The sequence below is a fragment of the Pseudomonas sp. 2VD genome (genome assembly GCF_005503585.1).
Classification (GTDB): Bacteria; Pseudomonadota; Gammaproteobacteria; order Pseudomonadales; family Pseudomonadaceae; genus Pseudomonas; species Pseudomonas aeruginosa.
Genome location: NZ_SCND01000412.1, coordinates 1 through 4,919 on the forward strand (window position 1 = coordinate 1; position 4,919 = coordinate 4,919).

At 62.9% G+C, this 4,919-nt stretch carries 4 protein-coding genes and 1 pseudogene; 1 reads left to right on the plus strand and 4 read right to left on the minus strand.

Going from position 1 to position 4,919, the window contains the following annotated elements; all coding sequences use genetic code 11:
• The 3 genes and pseudogenes from FFS27_RS28450 to FFS27_RS28460 all read right to left on the minus strand — a co-directional run.
• A pseudogene (locus FFS27_RS28450) lies at positions 1-264 on the minus strand (ATP-binding protein); the annotation flags it as partial.
• A 13-nt stretch (positions 265-277) separates the two neighbouring features.
• The gene (locus FFS27_RS28455; protein ID WP_003091268.1) at positions 278-901 is read right to left on the minus strand and encodes a response regulator transcription factor; all 624 of its coding nucleotides are present in this window, start codon (positions 899-901) and stop codon (positions 278-280) included.
• A 426-nt stretch (positions 902-1,327) separates the two neighbouring features.
• Complete coding sequence (locus FFS27_RS28460) at positions 1,328-1,672, minus strand: YggL family protein (protein ID WP_003091271.1); 345 nt, start codon at positions 1,670-1,672, stop codon at positions 1,328-1,330.
• A 310-nt stretch (positions 1,673-1,982) separates the two neighbouring features.
• On the opposite strand from FFS27_RS28460, the gene dacB reads away from it, so the two are divergent.
• Positions 1,983-3,413, plus strand: coding sequence for a D-alanyl-D-alanine carboxypeptidase/D-alanyl-D-alanine endopeptidase (gene dacB / locus FFS27_RS28465; protein WP_003091272.1), 1,431 nt, complete (start codon positions 1,983-1,985; stop codon positions 3,411-3,413).
• A gap of 69 nt (positions 3,414-3,482) precedes the next feature.
• Here the strand turns inward: dacB and rlmKL are convergent.
• On the minus strand, positions 3,483-4,919 hold a 1,437-nt coding region (gene rlmKL / locus FFS27_RS28470; protein ID WP_137952368.1), incomplete at its 5' end, for a bifunctional 23S rRNA (guanine(2069)-N(7))-methyltransferase RlmK/23S rRNA (guanine(2445)-N(2))-methyltransferase RlmL.

A 4,919-nucleotide genomic window follows, 5' to 3' on the forward strand; every position in this document is an offset into this window, starting at 1 on the left:
GCCCAGGCATCCGACGCAGACCAGGCAGGCCACCAGCAGGCCGAGCACCAGGCTGGAAGGGGATGGCGAGCGCAGCCCGTCGGCAGCCTGGCGTAGCGGCGCTTCGTCGACCACATCGGCGTCCCCCGGACGATCCGGTGCGGGAATCCGGAGCATGGAAGCATATTCGCCAGCCGTCGCCCTCGCCGGAACGGCATATCCCGCCATGCAGGCGAATATGAGAAGCAGGCCGAGCATGCACGCACTGCGTTTCTGGAACTTCATTCGGTTCCGGCCCTTAGATAAGCGTATTGCGTTTGGCGAACTCGATGAGATCCACCAGCGAGCCGGCGTTCAACTTCAACAACAAGCGCGCCTTGTAAGTGCTGACGGTCTTGTTGCTGATAAACATCTGCTCGGATATCTGCTTGTTCGAATAACCCTGGCTGAGGTATTGCAATACCGATACTTCGCGATCGGACAGGCGTCCGAGCAATTCCACATCGTCGGAATAGGCGCCCTGTTGCACAGGACGCATGGCCGAGCTGGGAAAGTAACTGTATCCCGAGGCGACCGCATTCACCGCCGTCACCAGTTCGGCCAGTCCGCCCTGCTTGCAGACGAACCCGGCGGCGCCCGCCTGCATGCTGCGCAGGGCGAAGAGCGAGGCGCTCTGGCCGGTCAGGACGAGGATCTTCAGGGGCAACGCCAGCACCATCAGGCGGCTGATGACCTCGAGGCCGTCCAGCCTGGGAATGCCGATATCGAGGATGACCAGGTCCGGCTTCAGCTCCCGCCCGAGGCTGATGGCATCCACGCCATTATCGGTATCGCCGACGATCTGGTGCCCTTCGGCTTCCAGCAACATCTTCATGGCCATGCGAATCACGGGATGATCGTCGACTATCAGGATACGGCTCATTGTCTGATTTCCTTGCCAATAAAAATTCAGAAAAAATTCTCCTGAGCAAGATATAGACGGGAGCCATATTGTCGAGATATTCGATGGCAACTCATATACTTTAAGGAATATTCTCACGGAAACTTAATTTATTTCTTACGGCGAATTCAAAACCTCGTATATTGCCAAGCAATTGGCCTGGTTATCTGCATGAAAAACACCCGCATATATACGCGCTCTCCCGGCTCGTTATCTGCCAGAGCGAGTTGAATAGTTCGTCAGGGGCTTCGGAGTAATGCTATCCGCATGTACGGCCACAAGCCGCCGACATGCCTTCGGCAGGGCAAAGGAAAGCACGACGGGCGCCGGGCCAGATAGCGCCGGAGCAGGATTGAAAGGGAGGGAAGACGCGACCGCCATCCTCGGGCGGGATGGCGGCGCTATCGCTTAGAGCTTCGGCAGGACAGGCTGTTCCGGGTACCAGGCGTCGACCAACGCGCCGACCTCGACGCTGGCCAGTTCCGGTTGCTGCTTCAACCAGGCCTCGATCAGGGCCCGCTGCTCTTCATTGACCGAGCCACGGCGCGCCAGGCAGACGAAACCGAATTCGTCGCAGCCGCCATAGGTCAGTTCGTTGGCTTCGATCGCCTGATCGATGAAGCGCAACATGAAAGCGTTCACCGCATCGGCATCCACGCCTTCCTTGTAGTGGAAGTTCAATTCGAAACCCAGCTCCTGGAATTCATCGACGCACAATTTCTTGCGCAGGCGGCGGGAACGATTAGTAGCCATGGCGGCATCTCCTGGATTGACGCTCCATTGGCGGAGCCTCGCATTACAGACAGTAGCCGACGCCGCTGGAGCCGCGGGCGAACCCCGGCAAGCTCCGCGCGGCGCGGCCGGATTGCCGGCGCACTCTACCAGTTCCGACCATTCGGCGATATGACGGCGAACTCCGCGAAACTCCAGCGCATCGTTATCCGCCTTGCGGCATAATGAGCAAGACGGCCTCTTCGCGTGATGTCCGTCTCTTTTTTCAGGTTCGCTTCGTTTTTCATCTTCATTTCATTTTCTACCCTCCGTCTTCAAGGGTTCTTCATTAATGTTCAAGTCGCTGCGTACTCTTGCCTTCGCCACGCTCCTGCCTTTCGCCCTTCCCACCCTCGCCCAGGTCAACGCCACCCTGCCGGCCAACGTGCAGAAAGCCCTGCAGACCAACAAGCTGACCGGCAACGATCTGTCGCTGGTGCTGATTCCGCTCGACGGCCCGGGCAACCCCACCTACTACAACGCCGACGTATCGGTGAACCCGGCCTCGACCATGAAGCTGTTCACCACCTATGCCGCCCTGGAAATGCTCGGCCCGACCTACCAGTGGAAGACCGAGTTCTACACCGACGGCCAGCTCAAGAACGGAGTGCTCAACGGCAACCTCTACCTCAAGGGCGGCGGCGATCCGAAACTGAACATGGAGAAGCTCTGGCTGCTGATGCGCGACCTGCGCGCCAATGGCGTGACCAAGGTCACAGGTGACCTGGTACTCGACCGCAGCTACTTCAACATCCCGCAGTTGCCGGTATTCAACGACGACGGCGGCGACGACACCAAGCCGTTCCTGGTCGGTCCGGACTCGCTGCTGGTCAACCTGAAGAGCGTGCGCATGGTGGTGCGCACCGACGGCAACAAGGTCAACGTGCAGATGGACCCGCCGCTGGCCAACGTACGCATCGACAACCAGGTGAAGATGACCGCGCCGGCCACCTGCCCGGCCTGGCCGAAGCTGCGCTTCAGCCCGGTGACTCAGTTCGACGGCACCACCCTGCTGGCCACCGGACAGATTCCCCAGGGCTGTAGCGCGCAGACCTACATGTCGCTGCTCGACCATCCCGGCTACACCGCCGGCGCGGTGCGCGGCATCTGGCAGGAACTGGGCGGCAGCATCCTCGGCAAGGACCGCCAGGGCAGCGTACCGCGCAACGCCACGCTGATCGCCAAGGCCTTCTCGCCAGACCTGGTCGAGATCATCCGCGACATCAACAAATACAGTAACAACACCATGGCCCGGCAGTTGTTCCTCTCCATCGGCGCGCAGTTCCGCAACAGCGCCGACGGCGACGACGCCCAGGCCGCGCAGCGGGTGGTGCGGCAGTGGCTGGCGCGCAAGGGCATCACCGCGCCGCGCCTGGTGATGGAGAACGGCTCGGGACTGTCGCGCCAGGAACGGGTCAGCGCCCGTGAGATGGCGGCGATGCTGCAAGCCGCCTGGCACAGCCCCTATGCAGCGGAGTACATCTCCTCGCTGCCGCTGGCCGGCCTCGACGGCACCATGCGCAAACGCCTGCGGCGCACCGCACTGGTCGGCGAGGCGCACGTGAAGACCGGCACCCTCAACACCGTGCGCGCCCTCGCCGGCTTCAGCCGCGACGCCAGCGGCCACAACTGGGTGGTGGTGGCGATCCTCAACAGCCCGCGGCCGTGGGGCGCTTCGGCGATCCTCGACCAGGTACTGCTGAGCCTGCACGCGCGGAAATAAGGCGCAGTACGAAAAAAAAGGCCGCCAGCGGTTGCCCGCCGGCGGCCTTTTGCATGAATGCCGCTCGCCTCAGCGAACGGTGATTCTCCAGGCCCGATGGATCTTCGGATTACGCGCGAAATCCGGATCGAGGGTTTCGCCAGTGATCTCTTCGACCGCATAGCGGGCCTGCACGCTCTCGTCCAGTTCGAACTTGCGGAAGTTGTTGGAGAAATACAGCACCCCGCCCGGCGCCAGCCGCGCCATGGCCAGGTCGAGCAGTTCGACATGGTCGCGCTGCACGTCGAACACGCCTTCCATACGCTTGGAGTTGGAGAAGGTCGGCGGGTCGATGAAGATCAGTTCGTACTGGCCATCGTCTTCCCGCAACCACTCCATCACGTCGCCGTGCACCAGGCGCTGCTTGTCGGAAAAGCCGTTGAGCAACAGGTTGCGCCGCGCCCAGTCCAGGTAGGTCTTCGACAGGTCGACGCTGGTGGTGCTGCGCGCGCCGCCCCTGGCCGCATGCACGGTGGCCGTGGCGGTATAGCAGAACAGGTTGAGGAAGCGCTTGCCGGCCGCCTCCTTCTGGATGCGCAGGCGCATCGGCCGGTGATCGAGGAACAGCCCGGTATCCAGGTAATCGGTCAGGTTCACCAGCAGGCGCACATCGCCCTCGCCCACCTCGAGGAACTTGCCCTCGCTGCTCTGCCGTTCGTACTGCTTCTTGCCGGCCTGGCGCTCGCGGCGCTTGACCACCACCCGCTCCTGGGCAACGCCCAGGGTCTGCGGAATCGCCGCCAGGGCGTCGAACAGGCGCGCCTGGGCTTTTGCCGGATCGATCGACTTGGGCGCGGCGTACTCCTGGACGTGAACCCAATCGCCGTAGATATCCACCGCCAGGGCATACTCCGGCATGTCGGCGTCATACAGGCGATAGCACTCGATCTTGTCGCGGCGCGCCCATTTGCCCAGTTGCCGGAGGTTCTTCTGCAGGCGATTGGCGAACATCTGCCCGCCCTCGCTCAGCCGTGCCGGCTCGCTCGGCGCCCGCGCCAGGCCTTCGTCGTTGCGTTCGCCACGCTCGCCGGTGACGAACTGGCGCGGCTCGACCTGGATCATCAGCAGCTTGCAGGCCAGCGCGCCGTTCCAGAACGCGTATTGCTTATGGCTGCGGATACCCATGCGCTTGCCCAGTTCCGGCGCCCCGGTGAACACCCCGGCGCTCCAGCCGATGCAGCTCTGGCGCAGGCGCTCGCCGAGGTTCTGGTAGAGATACAGCAGGCTGGCTTCGTCGCCGAGGCGCTCGCCATAGGGCGGGTTGCAGATCACCAGGCCGGTCTGGCCCTTGTCCGGGCGCGGCTCGAAAGTCGCCAGTTCGCCCTGGTAGATCTTCACCCAGTCGGCCACTCCGGCACGCTCGATATTGTTGCGCGCCGGCTGGATCAGGCGCGGGTCAGCCTCGTAGCCGCGAATCCACAACGGCGGCCTGGCCAGGCCGGCCGCCGCGCGCTGCTGGGCTTCCTC